Source organism: Pseudomonas sp. SF2, from assembly GCF_036858055.1.
Taxonomy (GTDB): domain Bacteria; phylum Pseudomonadota; class Gammaproteobacteria; order Pseudomonadales; family Pseudomonadaceae; genus Aquipseudomonas.
Genome location: NZ_JAMBDI010000023.1, coordinates 1 through 14,690, shown reverse-complemented (window position 1 = coordinate 14,690; position 14,690 = coordinate 1). Strand labels below are relative to the sequence as shown.

Sequence of the window (14,690 nt, the reverse complement as noted above, 5' to 3'; positions counted from 1 at the left end):
ACGCGGCATGTTCAGAAGTTACCTGCGGTTGCTGCTGTTCACCTTCGGCTTGCTGGCCGGTATCCAGGTCCCGGGGCTGGTCAAGGACTACAGCCAGCGGGTCGAGGCGCACCTGTTCGAGTCGCGCGAGGCGCTCGACGGCTTCCGGCAGACCGCCGAACGCTTCTTCAATGGCGACCTGCAGGCGCTGCTGCGGCATTACCGCACTAGCGACGACCCGGTCTTCAACAGTGATGCCAACAGCATCGAAAGCCTGATGATCCGCAACGAACTGCTGGAAAACGAATGGCAGGCGCTGCAAGGGCCATGGGTGCAGCGTACCTGGCATGTGCTGGTGCAGGCCGACCCGCAGTTGCGCGAAGAAACCCTCAATGGCTACAGCTACCAGATCCTGCTGGTGCCCGAGGCGGTTGGCTGGGGGCTTGGTGCAGGGTTTGTGCTGGCCTTCGTGGTCGAGAGCCTGTTGCTGGGGATTGGCTGGGTGATCCTGGGCGGGCGGCGTGGGGCGGTGAAAGAGAGCTGGCGCTAAGGCATCCTGTGCCTGTGCTGGCCTCTTCGCGGGTAAACCCGCTCCCACAGGTACAGCGCAGCCTTCAAGATCTGTGGTGATCCTGTGGGAGCGGGTTTACCCGCGAAGAGGCCAGCACAGGCACTGCAAATCTGTCAGACCAACACAATCCGTTGCCCACCCACATCCCGCGCATACCCCTCCAGCACCTGCCGGCACACCCCGACCACTTCATCCACCAACGCCACCCCGGTCTGCCAGGCCACCACCAGCTCCAGGCTTGGCGGCGGTTGCAACCCTTGCAGCAACACCAGCTCACCCCGGCTCAACTCGGCATCCACCAGCGCCGGGGGTAGTGCGCCAATGCCAAACCCGTCGCGCAACAGCCGGGTAATCGCCGCCACCGAGTTCACGCAGTTCAGCCGCGGCGCTTCGGCCCCCGCGCCCTGCAGCAGGCTCAGCACTTCCTGGTGCGGCCGCGAGTTCTTCGAGAAGGTGATGATGCGTTCCCGCCCAAGCTCGGCCAGTGAAGCGTAGTCGCGGTGCTGGTGCGAGCCGGCGGCCACCACCCAACCCATCGGGTAGCGCGCCAGGTCGAGACTGCGGATCGACTGCTCGCGCAGCAGGTCGGTCTGCAGGATCACGTCGAGAAAGCCCTTCTGCAATTGCTCGCGAAGGTTCAGCGCCGTGTCGGCCACCAGTTCGATCTCCACCTGCGGGTAACGCTCGGTCAGCTCCGCCACCAGCGCGCTCATCCAGGTGTGGATCACCGTGTCCATCACCCCGATTCGGATGCGCCCGACCTTGGCCCGGTCGCTGTCCAGCGACTGTTTCATGGCCTTGGCGGTTTCCAGCATGCGCTCGGCATATTCCAGCACCTTGCCGCCTTCCGGGGTCAGGCTGACGCCGCGTGAGTCGCGCAGCAGCAGCTTCACGCCCAGGTCGGCTTCCAGCGCGGCAATGCGGCTGGACACCGAGGCCTGGGTGGTAAACAGCTTCTCCGCGGTCAGGCGGAAGCTCTTGAGCCGGGCGACCCAGACGAAGGTTTCGAGGAAGCGAAGGTTCATGATCAGTTTTTCTTGTTCCAGACCGGCGGTTTTTCTCGTTGGACGCAGGTGGCGCGGCCTCTGAACAATGGCGCTCAGGCCGCGACCCTTTGTCGCCTATAAAACAATACCAACAAGCCGAGGCAAGCATGAACCCTACCGGCGTGCAGCAGCAGGTCAGTACCCCCTCTTCGTCCGGGCCTTTCGCCTGGTACCGCGACATCGACTCACAGCAACGCCGGACATTCTGGAGCTGCAAGATCGGCTATGGCCTGGACGGCATGGACACGCAGATGCTCAGTTTCGTCATCCCCACGCTGATCATGCTGTGGGGCATCACCACCACCGAAGCCGGGCTGATCCATACCAGCACGTTGATCGCCTCGGCCGTGGGTGGCTGGGTGGCCGGCATACTCTCCGACCGTATTGGCCGCGTACGCACCCTGCAACTGACGGTGCTGTGGTTTGCCTTCTTCACCTTCCTCTGCGGCTTCGCCCAGAACTACGAACAGCTGCTGATTGCCCGTACCCTGATGGGCTTTGGCTTTGGCGGTGAGTGGACCGCCGGCGCGGTGCTGATCGGCGAGGTGATCCGCGCCCAGGACCGTGGCAAGGCGGTGGGCATGGTGCAGTCCGGCTGGGCCCTTGGCTGGGGCCTCACCGCCATCCTCTACGCGCTGCTGTTCTCCTGGCTGCCGGCAGAGCAGGCCTGGCGCGCGCTGTTCCTGCTGGGCCTGGTACCGGCGATCTTCGTGATCTTTGTCCGCCGCCTGGTCAAGGACCCCGAGGTGTACCGCGAAGCCAAGGCGGTGGAAAACGCCGAGGCACCTGCACAGTTCTACGAAATCTTCGCCCCGGGCATGCTCTGGACCACCGTGCGTGCGTCTCTGCTGACCACCGGCGCACTGGGTGGCTACTACGCCATCACCTCGTGGCTGCCGACCTTCCTCAAGAACGAGCGCGGCCTGAGCGTGCTGGGCACTGGTGGGTACCTGGCCATGGTGATCGTCGGCTCCTACGTCGGCTATGTGGTCAGTGCGTACCTGTCCGACCTGCTGGGGCGCAAGAAGAACTTCATCCTGTTCGCCGTGGGCTCGTTCGTCATCGTGCTGTTGTACACGCAAATGCCGGTCAGCGATGGCGTGATGCTGTGGCTGGGCTTCCCGCTGGGCTTCTTCGCCTCGGGCATCTTCAGCGGCATGGGCGCGTTCCTCACCGAACTGTTCCCCACGCGTATCCGCGGTTCGGGGCAGGGCTTCTGCTACAACATCGGCAAGGTCATCGCGGCGCTGTTCCCGCTGCTGATCGGCGTGCTCGGCCAGAAAGTGCCGCTGGGCCTGGGCATCGGCGTGTTCTCCGCCGTGTCCTACGGCGTGGTGATCGTGGCGGCGCTGAGCCTGCCGGAAACCCGCGGCAAACAGCTGCAGGCGCGGTAAGGTAGGCATATGAACAACGACAATGGAGGCCGCGCGGTGGAACGCCTGCTACTCAATTGTGACATGGGCGAGAGTTTTGGCAGCTGGCGCATGGGCCTGGATGCCGAGGTCATGCCCTACATCGATTGCGCCAACATCGCCTGCGGGTACCACGCCGGGGACCCCGGCATCATGCGCCGCACCGTGGCGCTGGCGCTGGAGCACGGGGTGACCATCGGCGCGCACCCGGCCTACCCGGACCTGGTCGGCTTCGGCCGCCGTTCCATGGCCTGCAGCCCGGAGGAAATCCGCGACCTGCTGCACTACCAGATCGGTGCGCTGGAGGGTATCTGCAAAGTGCTGGGCGGCCGCGTGGCCTATGTGAAACCCCATGGTGCGCTGTACAACGACATGATGGCCGACCCGCTCAAGCTGCGTACCGTACTGGAAGCTGTGGCGGCCTACGGCGGCGACCTGCCGCTGATGCTGATGGCCACTGCCGACAACCGCGCCGCCCAGGCCCTGGGTGATGAAATTGGCGTGCCGCTGTGGTTCGAAGCATTCGCCGACCGCGCCTACACCGCCAGCGGTCATCTGGTGTCGCGGCGCCTGCCGGGCGCGGTTCACCACGATCCGGCACTGGTGGTGGAGCAGGCCGTGCGCCTGGCCCGTGGCGATACGCTGGTGGCGGATGATGGCAGTGCCTTGAGGCTTGTGGCCAGCACGCTGTGCGTGCACGGCGACAACGACAGTTCGGTGGCGGCAGTGCGGCAGATTCGCCAGGCCCTCGATGCCCTGGAGTCGCGATGAAACCGCGCATTGAAGTCGTGGCCATCGACAGCCTGATGGTGCGCCTGTTCGATGGTATCGACGAGGGCAACATGCCGTGGATGCTCGCCGCCAGCCAGCGCTTGCACGCGGCGTTCGGCGAGCACTTGCTGGACCTGGTGCCGTCCTACACCACGCTGATGGTGCAGTTCGACCTGCCACCGGGTGAGGCGAGGGCGCTGATCATCCGTGCGCTGGAAGGCTTGCAGCCCGACACGGGCAGCGCTGGCCGCCGCCATGAGATCCCGGTGTGGTACGACGCCAGTGTCGGCCCGGAACTGCCGGTGTTGGCGGCCCGTAGTGGCTTGAGTGAAGCAGAGGTGGTCCGCTTGCACAGCCAGCGTGAGTACCCGGTGTTCGCCCTGGGTTTCGCCCCCGGTTTCGGCTTCATGGGCCTGGTGGACGAACGCCTGGCCAGCCCGCGCCTGAGCACCCCGCGCAAGCGCGTGGCGGCCGGCAGCGTCGGCATTGCCGAGCGCCAGACGGCAGCCTATCCGGCGGTATCGCCGGGGGGCTGGAACCTGATCGGGCGTACCCCGGTGCGTCTGTTCGACCGTGAACGCGAGGGCTACAGCCTGCTGCAACCCGGTGACCGGGTGCGCTTCGTGCCGGTTTCGCGCAGCGAGTTCCTGGCGTTGGGCGGTGATGTGGAGGCACAAGCATGAAGCAGTTGAAGATCGAGGCCAGTACGCCGCTGTGCCAGTTGCAGGATGCCGGGCGTTTTGGCGTACGCCACCTGGGCGTGACCCAGGGCGGGGCGCTGGACTGGGTGGCGATGCACTGGGCCAACTGGCTGCTGGGCAACCCGTTGGCGGCACCGGTGGTGGAGGTGGCGCTGGGCGGTTTCTGTGTGGTCGCTGAACAGGATTGTGTGCTGGCCCTGGCCGGTGCCGACCTGGATGCGCGGGTCGATGACCAGCCGCTGGCGCCCTGGCGCAGCTTTGCCTTGGCCAAGGGGCAGCGGTTGAGCCTGAAACAGCCGAAGCAGGGCGTGCGGGCGTATCTGGCAGCACCTGGCGGTTTTCTGGGCGAGGATGTGCTGGGCAGTTGTGCCACGGTCGTGCGCGAAGAACTGGGCGGTATCGATGGCCACGGCTCTGCGCTCGGCAAAGGCCAGGCGCTGGCATTTTCAGGCACGTCGGCGACCCTGCGTGAGGTACCGGAAGCGCTGCGGCCACAGTACGCACAAAAGCCTGTGCTTGACCTGGTGATGGGCGCACAGATCGGTGACTTCAGCGGTACCAGCCTGTTCGAGGCGTTCAACCGTGAGTGGAGGCTGGACAGTCGGGCCGACCGCATGGGCATCCGCCTGCTGGGGCCGCAGCTGGTCTACCAGGGTGCGCCGATGATTTCCGAGGGGATTCCGCTGGGGGCGGTGCAGGTGCCGCCGGATGGGCAGCCGATCGTGTTGCTCAATGACCGGCAGACCATTGGCGGCTATCCGCGGCTGGGGGCGTTGACGCCGTTGGCGCTGGCGCAACTGGCGCAGTGCATGCCGGGGGCTGTGGTGCGGTTCAGGGCGGTGGTGCAGGACGAGGCCTGGCGGGAGCAGCAGGTATACCTGGACCGTTGGCGTTAAGGCTGCCGGCCTCTTCGCGGGTGAACCCGCTCCCACAGGTACCCCACAGGCCTCAAGGCTTGCGCAATACCTGTGGGAGCGGGTTCACCCGCGAAAGGGCCGGTACCGGCAACATCACTTGGACAGGTAACGCATCCCTTCCTCCAACCCCTGCAGGGTCAGCGGGTACATCTTGTCCTCGATCAAGTCCCGCACCAGATGGGTCGATGCGGTGTAGTCCCAGGCCTGCTTGGGATACGGGTTGATCCAGATGATCTTCCTGAACTTCTCCATGAAACGCTGCATCCACACATACCCGGCTTCTTCGTTCCAGTGCTCCACGCTGCCACCCGGCTGGGTAATCTCGTAGGGCGCCATGGCCGCGTCGCCGACGAACACAACCTTGTAGTCATCACCGTACTTGTGCAGCAGGTCGAAGGTGGAATAGCGCTCCGAGGTGCGGCGCAGGTTGTTCTTCCACACCGACTCGTACACGAAATTGTGGAAGTAGTAGTACTCCAGGTGCTTGAACTCGGTCTTGCACGCCGAGAACAGCTCTTCGCAGACCTTGACGTGGGCGTCCATCGAGCCACCGATGTCGAACAGCAACAGCAGCTTCACCGTGTTGCGCCGCTCGGGGCGCATCTGGATGTTCAGCAGCCCGGCATCCCGTGCGGTGTGGTCGATGGTGCCGTCGATGTCCAGCTCTTCGGCAGCGCCTTCACGGGCGAACTTGCGCAGCCGGCGCAACGCCAGCTTGATGTTGCGCGTGCCCAGCTCCACCTGGTCGTCCAGGTTCTTGTATTCGCGCTGGTCCCACACTTTCACCGCCTTGCCCTGGCGCTTGCCGGCCTCGCCCACGCGGATGCCCTCGGGGTTGAAACCGCCCGAGCCGAACGGGCTGGTGCCGCCGGTGCCGATCCACTTGTTGCCGCCGGCGTGACGTTCCTTCTGCTCTTCGAGGCGCTTCTTGAACTCCTCGATCAGCTTGTCCAGGCCGCCCAGCGACTGGATCTGCGCGCGCTCCTCGTCGGTCAGCGAACGCTCGAATTCCTTGCGCAGCCAGTCTTCGGGGATCAGCGCCTCGATGTGCCGGTCGAGGTTCTCCAGGCCCTTGAAGTAGGCGGCGAAGGCCCGGTCGAACTTGTCGAAGTGGCGCTCGTCCTTCACCAGGATGGCGCGGGCGAGGTAGTAGAACTCGTCCATGTCGGCGAACACCACGCGCTTTTGCAGGGCCTGGTGCAGGTCGAGCAGTTCGCGTACCGACACCGGCACCTTGGCCGCGCGCATTTCATTGAACAGGTTGAGCAGCATGGCCCGGCTCCTGTCAGCGGTTGCCGCGCCGGCTCATGAAGGCCAGCCGTTCGAGCAGCTGCACGTCCTGCTCGTTCTTCACCAGCGCGCCGGCCAGCGGCGGAATGGCCTTGGTCGGGTCGCGTTCGCGCAGCACCGCTTCACCGATGTTGTCGGCCATCAGCAGCTTGAGCCAGTCGACCAGTTCGGAGGTGGAGGGCTTTTTCTTCAGGCCCGGTACCTTGCGCACGTCGAAGAATACGTCCAGCGCCTCGCTGACCAGCGACTGGCTGATGTTCGGGTAGTGCACGTCGACGATCTGCTGCAGGGTGGTGCGGTCAGGGAAGGCGATGTAGTGGAAGAAGCAGCGACGCAGGAAGGCGTCCGGCAGCTCCTTTTCGTTGTTGGAGGTGATGATGATGATCGGGCGCTGTCTGGCCTTGATGGTCTCGTCGATTTCGTAGACGTAGAACTCCATCTTGTCGAGCTCTTGCAGCAGGTCGTTGGGGAACTCGATGTCGGCCTTGTCGATTTCGTCGATCAACAGGATGACCCGTTCCTCGGCCTCGAAGGCTTCCCACAGCTTGCCCTTTTTCAGGTAGTTGCGCACGTCGTGGACCTTGTCCACGCCCAGTTGTGAGTCACGCAGGCGGCTGACCGCGTCGTACTCGTAGAGGCCCTGGTGGGCCTTGGTGGTGGACTTGATGTGCCAGGTGATCAGGCGCGCACCGAACGAGGCCGCCAGCTGCTCGGCGAGCATGGTCTTGCCGGTGCCGGGTTCGCCCTTGACCAGCAAGGGGCGTTCGAGGGTGATGGCCGCGTTTACCGCCAGTTTCAGGTCGTCTGTGGCGACGTAGTCGCGGGTGCCTTCGAACTTCATGGGTCTGTCCTCTGCTGGAAGCCTGCACCGGCCCTTTCGCGGGTAAACCCGCTCCCACAGGTATTCCACAAACCTCAAGAAAGGTGGGGTACCTGTGGGAGCGGGTTTACCCGCGAAGAGGCCAGCACAAGCAGTACATATTTTGATTTGTCACCGACTATAACGCGGGGTTCGCCGACTGGAAACGCAGACCAGGTATTCAGTCCCTGAATGCCCCGTCACGCGCTCCTAGTCGGAATCCGGCGCGTCACGCTCATACCGCGCATTGAACGCCTGAATGAACCCGTTGCGCAGTATCTGCAAAAACGCCTCGAAGGCGCTGATATCCTGCTTGTGCACGCTCCCGCTGAGCTCGACACGGGTCGCGAACTGGTTCTTTGGCTGGTTTTTCAATACCGTCTCGGTCGCACCCACCAGCGCTTCCCAGACTGAGCGGAAGAAGCCTTTGTCCTTTTCCTGCACATCCTGCTGCCAGTCGAACACATCCACATCCCGCAACAGTGGCTTGATGTACCCGTTCAATCGGCCGTCGGTCGCCTCGGCCTCTATCACCACATCGCCGTGCCCGGCATTGAAGTCGAACTTGCCGTAGGCGCTGGCGAAGTCATTGAGCTTGCGCAGCTCGATACCGGTGGCGCGCAGGCGGAACTCGAAGTCGTCGAAATCGCTGAAGGGGTCGAAAGTGGCGCGACTTTCCACCTTGGCCTCGCCGACGATCAGCGCGGTGCCATCAAAGCTGGCATCGCGTCGGCCCTTTTCGTCACGAATGTTGGTGAGGTTGCGAATACTGGCATCGAGCTGTGTGGCCTTGAGGTTGACCGGTGGCCTGGAGTTGAAGTTGCGGAACGTCAGCACGCCTTTGTCGATGCGAACCTCGTTCAGGGTGATCGGCAGCAGTTTTTCCAGTTGCTGGCGCCAGTCGGTGCCCTGACCGGTCTGCGAGTTCTGTTTGTTGCCGCCATCGACGAAGTTGAGCTCCGGCCGGTCGAACACCACTTCGGCAACCACTGCGCGGTCGTGCCACAGGGCGTGCCAGCTCACCGACAGGTCGATCAGCGGCGCGTCGAGAAACGGCACCGGCACCTTGCCGGTGGTCTTGACGATCTTCAGCCCGTTGATCTGGTACGCGCCGCGCCACCAGGCCAGGTCCACATCGGCCACCTGGCCACGGTAGTCGCCCATGTCGGCCAGTTTGTCGTTGAGGTAGTCGCGCACCAGATAGGGCAGGGCCAGGTGCAGCGCCACCAACAGCACGATCAGGCTGGCCAGGCCGATCAACGGCCAGCGATAACGGGCTCTCATCGAAGTGTCTCCAAGGCAGGATGTGCGGTTGACCGCAACGTGTCTGGCTGAGTTCGAACAGGCTTTACGGGCCACCGGCCCGGGCTTACCCTTGAGGTCTTTCCCTGCTTTTATTCATGCCAAGGACCCCTGCCATGAGCCGTATCTTTGCAGACAACGCCCACTCCATCGGTAACACGCCGCTGGTGCAGATCAACCGCATTGCCCCGCGCGGCGTGACCATCCTGGCCAAGATCGAAGGGCGTAACCCGGGTTATTCGGTCAAATGCCGCATCGGCGCGAACATGGTCTGGGACGCCGAAAGCAGCGGCAAGCTCAAGCCGGGCATGACCATCGTCGAGCCGACCTCGGGCAACACTGGCATTGGCCTGGCTTTCGTTGCCGCTGCCCGTGGCTACAAACTGATGCTGACCATGCCCGCCTCGATGAGCCTGGAGCGCCGCAAGGTGCTGAAGGCGCTGGGCGCCGAACTGGTATTGACCGATCCGGCCAAAGGCATGAAGGGCGCCATCGAGAAGGCCAATGAAATCGTCGCCTCCGACCCGGCCCAATACTTCCTGCCGGGCCAGTTCGAAAACCCGGCCAACCCGGCGATCCACGAGAAAACCACCGGCCCGGAAATCTGGAACGACACCGACGGCGCGGTCGACGTGCTGGTGGCGGGCGTCGGTACCGGCGGCACCATCACCGGTGTGTCGCGCTACATCAAGCATACGCAGGGCAAGGCGATCCTGTCGGTGGCAGTGGAGCCAGCGGCATCGCCGCTGATCAGCCAGACCCTGGCCGGCGAAGAACTCAAGCCGAGCCCGCACAAGATCCAGGGCATCGGCGCCGGCTTCGTGCCGAAGAACCTCGACCTGTCGATTGTCGACCAGGTGGAGACGGTAACCGATGAAGAGTCCAAGGCCATGGCCATCCGCCTGATGCAGGAGGAGGGCATCCTCTGCGGTATTTCCTGTGGTGCGGCGATGGCGGCAGCCGTGCGCCTGGCCGAAAAGCCGGAAATGCAGGGTAAGACCATCGTCGTAATTTTGCCGGACTCCGGCGAGCGCTACCTGTCGAGCATGCTGTTCAGCGACATGTTCAGCGAGCAGGAAAACCAGCAGTAATCGGCCTTGCCGCTGATCCGGCGCAACGTTTGGCGGCTTGGTTCATTGCAAAATCTTCATGATTGAGTTGCCGCCCAGGTTGTTTTTACCTCGGCGGCATCAGTTTATGATGGCAGGATGATTTATCGGAGAGCAGGGTGCGTACCCCTGTTGCTTCCTCAAGGAGTGAAAGCATGACCTTTTCCTTTGCAGCCAAGGCGGGTGTCTTGCTGGTGTTTTTCGGCAGCGTGCTGTTCGTGCACCTGCGCGGCAAGGCTCGCCTGCCGGTGTTGCGCCAGTTCGTCAACCATTCGGCGCTGTTCGCCCCTTATAACAGCCTGATGTACCTGTTCTCCGGCGTACCGTCCAAGCCCTACCTGGACCGCCAGCGCTTCCCCGAGCTGGACGTGCTGAAGGACAACTGGCAGGAAATCCGCGAAGAGGCCATGCGCCTGTTCGACGAGGGCTACATCCGCGCCGCCGAGAAGGATAACGACGCCGGCTTTGGTTCGTTCTTCAAGAAAGGCTGGAAGCGCTTTTACCTGAAGTGGTACGACAAACCGTTGCCTTCTGCCGAAACCCTGTGCCCGCGCACCGTCGAGCTGGTCAGCAGCATCCCCAACGTCAAGGGTGCGATGTTCGCCCTGCTGCCCGGCGGCAGCCACCTGAACCCGCACCGCGACCCGTTCGCCGGTTCCCTGCGCTACCACCTTGGCCTGTCCACCCCCAACTCCGATGCTTGCCGCATCTACGTCGATGGCGAGGAATATGCCTGGCGTGATGGCGAGGATGTGATGTTCGACGAAACCTACGTGCACTGGGTCAAGAACGAGACCGACGTCACCCGGGTGATCCTGTTCTGCGACATCGAACGCCCGCTGAGCAGCCCGCTGATGACCCGCATCAACCGCCAGGTCAGCGCCTTCCTCGGCCGTGCTACTGCGCCGCAGAACACCGATGACGAGCGTGTGGGCGGGATCAACCAGGCGTATGCCTGGAGCAAGCGCTTCAGCAACCGGATCAGTGGCCAGGTGAAGCAGTTCAAGCGCGCCAACCCCAAGGCCTACCGCGTGCTGCGGCCTGTATTGGCGGCGGTGGTGGCGTATCTGCTGTATCGCTGGTTGTTCTGATTCTGCCTGTTGGGGCTGCTTTGCAGCCCATCGCGACACAAGGCCGCTCCCACAGCTACCGCGCCACTCCCTGGAATTGCGCAGCACCTGTGGGAGCGGCCTTGTGTCGCGATAGGGGTGCAAAGCGCCCCCGGCGTCCTCTCAGGAAACCACTCTGGTTCGGTGTTTATAGGGAATTATAGACAGACTATAGAGCGATTACAGATTGTGGTTGATGAGGGGGCGCGCAGCCCCCCTTTGCTGTCTCAAGCCGGCTCCAACGCCTCGACCACTTTCCCTCGGCTAAGGTGCACCACCTTGTCCGCCGTATCGAAATACCGGTCATCATGCGAAATCACGATGATGGTCTTGCCCAAACGCTTCAGGTCCGGCAGCAGCTCGGTGTAGAACACCCGGCGGAAGGTCGGGTCCTGGTCCGCCGCCCATTCGTCGAACACCAGCACCGGCCGCCCGTCCAGCCAGGCATTGACCAGTGCCAGGCGCTTGCGCTGGCCGGTCGACAGGTCGGTGGTGGTAAAGGCGCCATCGCGCACGCTCACTTTGTGGGCAATCTCCAGCCGTTCCAGGTAGCGCGTGGCATCGCTGGGCAGGCTGTGCTCGTGCTCGGGCAGGTCGTCGAACAGGTAATAGTCGGCGAATACCGTGGTGAACAGCTGGCGATAGTCATCCAGCCCCTCCGGGCCGACGGCCTTGCCGTTCAGGCGCACTTCGCCGCGTTGCGGGGTGTACAGGCCCAGCAGCAGCTTGATCAGCGAGGTCTTGCCGCAGCCGTTCTCGCCGACGATGAACAGGATCTCGCCCGGCTCGATGCTCAGGTTCACCGGCCCGACGCGGAACGGCTCGTTGCCGTCCACCGGCGGGTAGGCGTACTCGACGTTGTGCAGCTCCAGGTGCGCGCTGGCCGGGGCGGCGCGCTTGACCGGCGGCTCCAGCAGCAGGTGCGGCTCGGGCGAGGAAAAGCGCTCGGACAGGTCGGCGATGCGGCGGAACGCCACCTGGGCGCGGCCGAGGATAGGCAGGTTGCCGATCAAGGTTTCCAGCGGGCCTTTCATGTACAGCAGCACCAGCACGAAGCCGCTCATCACCGCCGGGTCGTTGCTCGGCCATAGCGATTGCAGGGCCAGGGTCAGGCCGATGACCACGAAGAACAGCATCGACCCCAGGCTCTTGGCCGCGACGAAGATGTTGATGGCGCGGATATGGGTGTTGGCGATGAAGTCGGCGGTGCCCTGGATGTTGCGGGTCAGCATGGCGTGGCGGCGGCGGCGGTCGATGCGCAGCTCCTTGGCGCCCTCGGCGATGGCCGAGTAGTGCTTTTGCAGGTTGTCTTCGGCATCGCGGGCAGCGTTGAAACCGGCAACGCCTTTTTGCCGGGCGATGTACTGCACGCCGCTGCCGATGCCGATGGCTGCCAGGGTGATGAGGAAAATCGGCCACGACAGCCAGGCCAGGTAGGCCATGCAGCCGGTCACGGTGGTGAGCGAGATGGCCAGCGGGGCGAAGGCGAAGGCAAAGTCGCTGATGGTGTCGACGTCGCGGGTCAGCACCGGGATCAGGCGGTGGGTGCGGTAACGCTCGATCTGTTCGATTGGCGCTGACAACACCTTGGCGCCGAGGTCCTTGCGCAATCGGGCGATGACTTTCTGCCCTACGTAATTGGTGCCGCTGTCGGCCGCCACACTGCTGACCAAGGCCAGCACGCACAGGCCGGCGAAGGCCAGGATCACGCCCTGGCTCATGCCGCCCGCCGCATGCAGGCCCTGGTTGACGGTGGCCAGCAGGGCGGTCACGGCCAGGCCGCCGAGCATGCCCAGCAGCACCGAGACGATTACCGCCGGGCGGTAGGGTTTCAGCAGGCCCAGCAATTCGCGGATGGCCCCGGGGGAGGAGGTTTTCATGAAGCGTGATCTCGCTGGTGAAGTGGGCGGGGTCAGCTGCCGAGGGTCAGGGTGCCCTTCATCAAGGTGCTGTGGAACGGGAACGAGCAGTAGAAGCTGTAGGCGGTACCGGCCTTGAGCGACCGGGTGTCGAGGGTGACGCTGTCTGTTTCACCGCCGCCGATCAGGCGGGTGTGGGCGATGACCCGGGTGTCGCCGGGCTTCACGTAGTCCTGCGCTTCGCCGGCTTTCAGGCCGTCGTCGAGCACGCCCTGCATGTCGGCCTGGGTGCTCAGCACCCAGTTGTGGCCCATCACGTTCTTCGGCATGGCGCCGGGGTGGGTGAGGGTGACGGTGAACGCGGTGCAGGCCTTGGGCACGCTGATGGCGGCCTTGTCGAAGGTCATCTGGTCGGTGCCATGGATTTCCACGGCGCATGGCTCTGCCGACCACGCGGCAGGGGGCGCGGCGAGCAGGGCGAGGAGCAGAAGCTGGCGAGTCATGTACGGTTCCTGGGCGATAAACGGGTGCACATCGTTCAGACGAACCGGCGCGTGCCAGCTTTACCTGTGTGTGTGGCCCTGGTGAATTTCCCTATGCCCCGCTCGTTCATCTAGTCAGGCGCCGACATGGCGCACATCCCGATTTCGCCGCCTATGCGGCCCTGGCTTGAGGTGACCGGACATGAGTGAACTGCTGAGCTTTGCGATCGAACCCCTGGACGCCGCGCGCGGCAACCTGCCGCTGCTGGTACGCGCGCCGGAGCCGGGTATCGACCTGCTGGAAGCCTTTGCCGAGTTGCAGCCGCTGGTGGACCAGCACCTGCTGCAGGCCGGCGGCATCCTGTTTCGCGGGTTCGAGGTGGGTGGCGCCGAAGCGTTCCGCCAGTTCGCCGCTTCTTTCGGCCACCCGTTGCTCAATTACGAATTTGGCTCCACCCCGCGCAGCAACGTGACCAAGGGGGTGTACACCTCCACCGAGTACCCGGCGCACCAGAGCATCCCCTTGCACAACGAGCAGGCCTATACCCTGGAATGGCCGATGAAGATCTGGTTCTACAGCGTGATCCCCGCCGAGACCGGTGGCCAGACGCCGATTGCCGACAGCCGCGAGGTGTACCGGCGCATGCCGGTGCGTATTCGTGAGCGGCTGGTGGAGAAGGGGCTGATGTACGTGCGCAACTACGGCAACGGCCTTGATGTGGAATGGTCGCAGGTGTTCAACACTGAGGACCCGCGCCAGGTCGAGGCCTATTGCCGGGCGCATGCCATCGAGTGCATCTGGAAGGATGACGGCGAATTGCGCACCCGTCAGCGCTGCCAGGTGGTGGCGCGTCACCCGGTGACCGGGGAGGACGTGTGGTTCAACCAGGCGCACCTGTTCCATGTGTCGAACCTGCAGCCAGAAGTGCGCGAGTCGTTGATGGACATCGTCGAGGAAGAGGACCTGCCGCGTAACGTGTATTACGGCGACGGTACGACCATCGAGGATTCGCTGCTGGATGAAGTGCGTGGGGTGCTGGATGAATGCACCATCAGCTTCCCTTGGCTGGAGAACGATGTGCTGATGCTGGATAACATGCTCGCGGCGCATGCGCGGTCGCCGTTTACCGGCAAGCGCAAGGTGGTGGTGGCGATGGCGCAGGGGCATAGGGAGGTGTTGGGCTGACAGGTGTTCGCCTTGGCAGGTGTGGCGCCTGTGAGATCGAGCGCCGCCCGCGCGGCGCATCGCGAGCGAAGCTCGCTCCTACATCTGTTTCGGGCCA

Annotated in this window: 14 protein-coding genes; 8 read left to right on the top strand and 6 right to left on the bottom strand. The window is 63.9% G+C overall.

Annotated elements, in window-relative coordinates:
• The first annotated feature begins 7 nt into the window (after positions 1-7).
• Positions 8-529 carry a DUF2937 family protein gene (locus M2S36_RS15115; RefSeq protein WP_207830821.1) on the top strand — a complete coding sequence of 174 codons (522 nt, stop codon included), beginning with the start codon at positions 8-10 and terminating at the stop codon, positions 527-529.
• 134 nt (positions 530-663) lie between these two features.
• Here the strand turns inward: M2S36_RS15115 and M2S36_RS15110 are convergent, their stop codons facing one another.
• Positions 664-1,575, bottom strand: coding sequence for a LysR family transcriptional regulator (locus M2S36_RS15110; protein ID WP_063912969.1), 912 nt, complete (start codon positions 1,573-1,575; stop codon positions 664-666).
• 128 nt (positions 1,576-1,703) lie between these two features.
• Here M2S36_RS15110 and M2S36_RS15105 point away from each other — a divergent pair, with 128 nt between their 5' ends.
• The 4 genes from M2S36_RS15105 to M2S36_RS15090 are packed head-to-tail and all read left to right on the top strand — an operon-like array spanning position 1,704 to position 5,376.
• Positions 1,704-2,990, top strand: coding sequence for an MFS transporter (locus tag M2S36_RS15105; RefSeq protein WP_207830823.1), 1,287 nt, complete (start codon positions 1,704-1,706; stop codon positions 2,988-2,990).
• Between the two features lie 9 nt (positions 2,991-2,999).
• On the top strand, positions 3,000-3,779 hold the full coding sequence (locus M2S36_RS15100) for a 5-oxoprolinase subunit PxpA (protein ID WP_207830825.1): 780 nt from the start codon (positions 3,000-3,002) through the stop codon (positions 3,777-3,779).
• Positions 3,776-4,462, top strand: a complete 687-nt coding sequence (gene pxpB, locus M2S36_RS15095) for a 5-oxoprolinase subunit PxpB (protein WP_207830832.1) — start codon at positions 3,776-3,778, stop codon at positions 4,460-4,462. Before M2S36_RS15100 ends, pxpB begins: the two co-directional genes overlap by 4 nt.
• Positions 4,459-5,376, top strand: coding sequence for a biotin-dependent carboxyltransferase family protein (locus M2S36_RS15090; RefSeq protein WP_207830834.1), 918 nt, complete (start codon positions 4,459-4,461; stop codon positions 5,374-5,376). Before pxpB ends, M2S36_RS15090 begins: the two co-directional genes overlap by 4 nt.
• A 114-nt stretch (positions 5,377-5,490) precedes the next feature.
• Here the strand turns inward: M2S36_RS15090 and M2S36_RS15085 are convergent, their stop codons facing one another.
• The 3 genes from M2S36_RS15085 to M2S36_RS15075 form a co-directional block, all read right to left on the bottom strand.
• Positions 5,491-6,669: a vWA domain-containing protein gene (locus tag M2S36_RS15085; RefSeq protein WP_013973749.1), complete on the bottom strand. Its 1,179-nt coding sequence runs from the start codon at positions 6,667-6,669 to the stop codon at positions 5,491-5,493.
• A 13-nt stretch (positions 6,670-6,682) separates the two neighbouring features.
• Positions 6,683-7,528 carry an AAA family ATPase gene (locus M2S36_RS15080; RefSeq protein WP_013973748.1) on the bottom strand — a complete coding sequence of 282 codons (846 nt, stop codon included), beginning with the start codon at positions 7,526-7,528 and terminating at the stop codon, positions 6,683-6,685.
• A gap of 228 nt (positions 7,529-7,756) precedes the next feature.
• Positions 7,757-8,830 (bottom strand): DUF748 domain-containing protein, encoded by a 1,074-nt coding sequence (locus M2S36_RS15075; RefSeq protein WP_207830836.1) that lies wholly within the window; start codon positions 8,828-8,830, stop codon positions 7,757-7,759.
• A gap of 134 nt (positions 8,831-8,964) precedes the next feature.
• Here M2S36_RS15075 and cysK point away from each other — a divergent pair, with 134 nt between their 5' ends.
• The gene (gene cysK / locus M2S36_RS15070; protein ID WP_207830838.1) at positions 8,965-9,939 is read left to right on the top strand and encodes a cysteine synthase A; all 975 of its coding nucleotides are present in this window, start codon (positions 8,965-8,967) and stop codon (positions 9,937-9,939) included.
• A gap of 173 nt (positions 9,940-10,112) precedes the next feature.
• Complete coding sequence (locus tag M2S36_RS15065; RefSeq protein WP_063912961.1) at positions 10,113-11,048, top strand: aspartyl/asparaginyl beta-hydroxylase domain-containing protein; 936 nt, start codon at positions 10,113-10,115, stop codon at positions 11,046-11,048.
• 245 nt (positions 11,049-11,293) lie between these two features.
• Here the strand turns inward: M2S36_RS15065 and M2S36_RS15060 are convergent, their stop codons facing one another.
• On the bottom strand, positions 11,294-12,946 hold the full coding sequence (locus tag M2S36_RS15060; protein ID WP_333957388.1) for a cyclic peptide export ABC transporter: 1,653 nt from the start codon (positions 12,944-12,946) through the stop codon (positions 11,294-11,296).
• A gap of 32 nt (positions 12,947-12,978) precedes the next feature.
• A complete protein-coding gene (gene azu / locus M2S36_RS15055) occupies positions 12,979-13,428 on the bottom strand; it encodes an azurin (protein ID WP_233687536.1) in 450 nt (149 codons plus the stop codon).
• A gap of 181 nt (positions 13,429-13,609) precedes the next feature.
• Here azu and M2S36_RS15050 point away from each other — a divergent pair, with 181 nt between their 5' ends.
• Positions 13,610-14,593, top strand: coding sequence for a TauD/TfdA family dioxygenase (locus M2S36_RS15050; protein WP_207830840.1), 984 nt, complete (start codon positions 13,610-13,612; stop codon positions 14,591-14,593).
• Positions 14,594-14,690: the final 97 nt, after the last annotated feature.

Excerpts from the sequence above, each read along its gene's own strand:
- M2S36_RS15115 (WP_207830821.1), top strand. The coding sequence starts at position 8 with ATGTTCAGAAGTTACCTGCGGTTGCTGCTGTTCACCTTCGGCTTGCTG.
- M2S36_RS15110 (WP_063912969.1), bottom strand. The coding sequence starts at position 1,575 with ATGAACCTTCGCTTCCTCGAAACCTTCGTCTGGGTCGCCCGGCTCAAG.
- M2S36_RS15105 (WP_207830823.1), top strand. The coding sequence starts at position 1,704 with ATGAACCCTACCGGCGTGCAGCAGCAGGTCAGTACCCCCTCTTCGTCC.
- M2S36_RS15100 (WP_207830825.1), top strand. The coding sequence starts at position 3,000 with ATGAACAACGACAATGGAGGCCGCGCGGTGGAACGCCTGCTACTCAAT.
- pxpB (WP_207830832.1), top strand. The coding sequence starts at position 3,776 with ATGAAACCGCGCATTGAAGTCGTGGCCATCGACAGCCTGATGGTGCGC.
- M2S36_RS15090 (WP_207830834.1), top strand. The coding sequence starts at position 4,459 with ATGAAGCAGTTGAAGATCGAGGCCAGTACGCCGCTGTGCCAGTTGCAG.
- M2S36_RS15085 (WP_013973749.1), bottom strand. The coding sequence starts at position 6,669 with ATGCTGCTCAACCTGTTCAATGAAATGCGCGCGGCCAAGGTGCCGGTG.
- M2S36_RS15080 (WP_013973748.1), bottom strand. The coding sequence starts at position 7,528 with ATGAAGTTCGAAGGCACCCGCGACTACGTCGCCACAGACGACCTGAAA.
- M2S36_RS15075 (WP_207830836.1), bottom strand. The coding sequence starts at position 8,830 with ATGAGAGCCCGTTATCGCTGGCCGTTGATCGGCCTGGCCAGCCTGATC.
- cysK (WP_207830838.1), top strand. The coding sequence starts at position 8,965 with ATGAGCCGTATCTTTGCAGACAACGCCCACTCCATCGGTAACACGCCG.
- M2S36_RS15065 (WP_063912961.1), top strand. The coding sequence starts at position 10,113 with ATGACCTTTTCCTTTGCAGCCAAGGCGGGTGTCTTGCTGGTGTTTTTC.
- M2S36_RS15060 (WP_333957388.1), bottom strand. The coding sequence starts at position 12,946 with ATGAAAACCTCCTCCCCCGGGGCCATCCGCGAATTGCTGGGCCTGCTG.
- azu (WP_233687536.1), bottom strand. The coding sequence starts at position 13,428 with ATGACTCGCCAGCTTCTGCTCCTCGCCCTGCTCGCCGCGCCCCCTGCC.
- M2S36_RS15050 (WP_207830840.1), top strand. The coding sequence starts at position 13,610 with ATGAGTGAACTGCTGAGCTTTGCGATCGAACCCCTGGACGCCGCGCGC.